This is a genomic window from Coleofasciculus sp., assembly GCF_046539235.1.
GTDB lineage: Bacteria > Cyanobacteriota > Cyanobacteriia > Cyanobacteriales > Coleofasciculaceae > Coleofasciculus.
Window position 1 is genome coordinate 1 of sequence record NZ_JBKHHI010000569.1, and the last position, 3,303, is coordinate 3,303.

Genomic DNA, 3,303 nt, shown 5'->3' on the forward strand with positions numbered 1-3,303 from the left:
GGCGGGTTTTACTGCTAACGTTTGCTTTGCACCCTGATATAACTAAACCCGCCCCGACTTGACCAATGACGAACGATGAATGACAAATGACGAATGACGAATGACTAAACCGGATTCGTCTTAAGATCAAAAGGAATCAACAATTGTATACACTCATCTGCTAGACAAGTTTCATGGATACAAAAGCCTTCAAACGTTCACTCCATAGTTCAGAAAACTATCACCGTAAGGGATTTGGTCACGATGCTGAGGTGGCGACTCAGCTTCAATCTGAATATCAAAGCAGCTTGATTCAACAAATCCGCGATAATAACTATCGACTCAAACGGGGAAATGTGACCATTCACCTGGCAGAGGCATTTGGCTTTTGCTGGGGTGTGGAACGCGCTGTGGCAATGGCGTATGAAACTCGCCAACATTTTCCCACCGAGCGCATCTGGATGACAAATGAAATTATTCATAATCCCTCCGTCAACCAGCGCCTACAGAATATGAACGTCAACTTTGTTCCCGTTGAGGATGGAACAAAAGATTTTTCCATCGTTGGTGCGGGTGATGTGGTAATTTTACCCGCCTTTGGTGCCAGCGTTCAGGAAATGCAACTGCTCAATGATAAAAACTGTAAGATTGTCGATACCACCTGTCCTTGGGTGTCTAAAGTGTGGCATACGGTGGAGAAGCATAAAAAGAAAGAATACACCTCGATCATCCACGGCAAGTATAAGCACGAAGAAACCATAGCCACCAGTTCCTTTGCCGGGAAATACCTGGTGGTGCTGAATCTACAAGAAGCCGAGTATGTCGCCAACTATATCCTTAACGGTGGGAATCGGGACGAGTTTATGGCAAAATTTAGCCGCGCCACGTCCGCAGGATTTGACCCGGAGCGGGATTTGGAGCATGTTGGCATAGCCAACCAAACCACCATGCTCAAAAGCGAAACCGAGCAAATTGGTAAGCTGTTTGAGCGGACAATGATGAAAAAGTATGGTCCGGTTCAGCTAAATCAGCATTTCCAGAGTTTTAATACCATCTGCGATGCCACTCAAGAGCGGCAGGATGCGATGTTAGAGCTAGTTGAAGAAACGTTAGATTTAATGGTCGTGATTGGTGGCTTTAACTCGTCCAATACCACGCAACTGCAACAAATTGCCATTGAACGGAAGATTCCGTCTTATCACATCGACAGCGCTGAGCGAATTGGTCCGGGGAATCGGATTGATCACAAGGTACTGCATCAAGATATGACGGTGACGGAAAATTGGCTTCCAGAGGGTGAAATTGTTGTCGGTGTAACGTCCGGCGCATCTACACCCGATAAGGTGGTTGAAGATGCCATTGAGAAGATTTTTGAGTTGAAAGCCACTCCGGTAGCTGTTTAATTTTGCTTCGGTTAGTATCGATTGAGTAAGGGCATGGTAGTGCCATACCCTTAAATCACTGAAGTCGTTGCTGTTTCCTCAGTTCAAGGAGAATCCAGTAACGAACCTCCATGTCAAACTGCCGGGGGTTGGTGAAAGCCAAACCATCCAAGTGGCGCAATCCCCTGAGCTGGCCCGAAGGGGAATAACCAGGAAAGCCTCAAAGTGATTTGGGGAGACCCCACACCATAATTTTTAATTTGGTGTGGGAGGATGTCACTCAATCTCAATCGAGGTTGGTGGCGAATCGCTGGTTCCCGTTGTGGTTAATGGCGTGCGATACTCAGCATAGAGGCGATCGCGCCAGTCGAAGAAGGTTTGATACAGGCTACTATCGGCTAAACCAGGAATACCTTTCCCTTTCAGGGAATCAGGCAAATCCAGATAGGAACCTTCGGGAAATTTCAGCAGTAAACTCACCCCAGCCACGGTAAAATCGGCTAAGCAGGGACTGTCTGTGACCAGATAGGGGCGATCGGACAAAATTAAGCTGAGGGCTTCTAAGTCTTGCTTCAGGCTGTCTCTGGCGTCTTTGAGGGCGTCTGCACTGCAACCGAAACCAATCCCCAAAACCTCAAACACTTCTGCGGGAACACCGCCCAGAAAGGTTTTGAAGAAATCTGGCGTATCTTTGGGTAATACTGATGTACGATAGCTGGGATTGTGACTTAATGCCCCATAGAAGACTTTACGACTTTTGACACCAATGGATTCATCTGCCCATTCTTCCATCAGCAAGCATTGGGCGCGTTGGTGGGGATCGGTGGGAATTAGGGGCTTGTCGGGATACTTGCGATCTAAGTACATCGCGATCGCAGTCGAATCAGCAATGACGGTATCTCCATCTTTGAGAACCGGGACTTGCCGTTGACCCGATAGGCGATACAAGTCTAGCTGTCCGATTCCGGGAGTGACTTCAATTTTACGATAGGCTAGCCCTTTGTAATCTAGAATCAGTCGCACTTTTTCCGAAAACTGCGACATTTCAAATTGATACAGTTCCAACATGATTTATCTCCTTAGGGAATAGGTTTGATCTTTTGTCCTTTGTGCTTGGGAATTGCTTCAATTGAACCAATAACCCAGGACAGTAATGTGCAGAATACTAAGCCATTTGAGGTGTCAGGTTAAGTTCCAGCGCTTCTTTTGGCTGAGGGTCAATCACCTGAGTGGATAGGTTGTGCTGTGCCAGTTGCGATCGCAACTCCTCCAGACTACCAACCTGATTCAACAGGAAATCTAACATTCCCTCGTACTGAACTCCACCTCCGGCGGCTGTGGGTAGAAACACTTGGGGTTGCACCCATTGTGCCAGTTGCAGTGCGGTACGATGTCCTTGGATAATCGGTCCGAGCACAGGTAATTCCAACGTCACCACGGGACTAATCACCACATCGATGGGAGCATACTCTTTTAACTGATCGGGTGGATACCCGTGAGGTTCATAATAGAGACTTGTGCCACTCTCTAACTGTTTGACCAGATAGGCGTTTTCCTGCAAAAAAGGACCAATCGGTGCCCCTGGTAAGGCGCGGATTTCAATTTGGTCAGCGAGGGTGAAGGTTTGACCAAAGGCTAACGCCGTCACCTGAGTATAGCCCAACTCTTTTACCACCGTTGCTGCATTCTCTGAACCCACGACGGGAATCGTCTTGTCCAGCTTTTCCAAGGTAGGTTTGTGGGCGTGATCATCGAGTCCCTGAGATAGCAGAATCAAGTCTATCTGATCAGGAAGCGCATCCAAGGCTGGAGGTTTGTCGCCTTTGAACAACCAGGGCATATTGCCAAAGATTAGGGAATCCACAAGCCAGGGATCAATCAGGATGTGTTTTTGCCCAAGTTCGAGTAGCCAGCTATTGGCGCCGAAGTAGGTTAGGTGCAT

General features: G+C 47.7%; 3 protein-coding genes. 1 reads left to right on the forward strand and 2 read right to left on the reverse strand.

Features of this window, described 5'->3' with window-relative positions:
• Positions 1 to 173: 173 nt before the first annotated feature.
• Positions 174 to 1,382: a 4-hydroxy-3-methylbut-2-enyl diphosphate reductase gene (locus tag ACLFWI_RS28625; RefSeq protein ID WP_446415755.1), complete on the forward strand. Its 1,209-nt coding sequence runs from the start codon at positions 174 to 176 to the stop codon at positions 1,380 to 1,382.
• Positions 1,383 to 1,637: 255 nt separating this feature from the next.
• Here ACLFWI_RS28625 and ACLFWI_RS28630 read toward each other — a convergent pair whose 3' ends face one another.
• The gene (locus ACLFWI_RS28630; RefSeq protein WP_446415756.1) at positions 1,638 to 2,429 is read right to left on the reverse strand and encodes a glutathione S-transferase family protein; all 792 of its coding nucleotides are present in this window, start codon (positions 2,427 to 2,429) and stop codon (positions 1,638 to 1,640) included.
• Between the two features lie 97 nt (positions 2,430 to 2,526).
• Positions 2,527 to 3,303: MBL fold metallo-hydrolase (locus tag ACLFWI_RS28635; RefSeq protein ID WP_446415757.1), on the reverse strand; the 777-nt coding region annotated here is incomplete at its 5' end.

What these genes read in the sequence shown, in the direction of transcription:
- ACLFWI_RS28625 (WP_446415755.1), top strand. Translation starts at nt 174, where the DNA reads ATGGATACAAAAGCCTTCAAACGTTCACTCCATAGTTCAGAAAACTAT.
- ACLFWI_RS28630 (WP_446415756.1), bottom strand. Translation starts at nt 2,429, where the DNA reads ATGTTGGAACTGTATCAATTTGAAATGTCGCAGTTTTCGGAAAAAGTG.